We start from the raw sequence: 236 nt of genomic DNA, 5'->3' as shown, positions 1-236 counted from the left end.
GGCCGTGAGCGTGCCGTAGGGCACGTCGCCGGTCCGTCCGCCGCGCGTGAGGTCGCCCGAGATGGCCGTGAAGGTGCGGCCCTGGTCGAACGGGCGGTAGAGCCGGTCGGCCCCGAAGTAGAAGATGTCGGCGTTGTGCGGCGAGAGCAGAATCGGGCTCTGCCAGTTGAAGCGCGGCGGGCGCTCGCCGAGGCGGTGGCTGGGGCGCACCACCTCGCCGCGCCCTTCGCCCTCGC

General features: G+C 73.7%; 1 protein-coding gene. It reads right to left on the bottom strand.

Translation table 11 applies throughout. The annotated features are described in order from the left end of the window. The coding region (locus tag RYX56_RS25230) for a hypothetical protein (protein WP_317124498.1) at nucleotides 1–236 on the bottom strand (236 nt) is incomplete at both ends.

It is taken from the genome of Alkalihalophilus lindianensis, from assembly GCF_032843265.1.
Lineage (GTDB): Bacteria > Bacillota > Bacilli > Bacillales > Bacillaceae_D > Alkalihalophilus > Alkalihalophilus lindianensis.
Note: the sequence above shows the minus strand (reverse complement) of the source record. Positions and strands in the feature narration are given on the sequence as shown.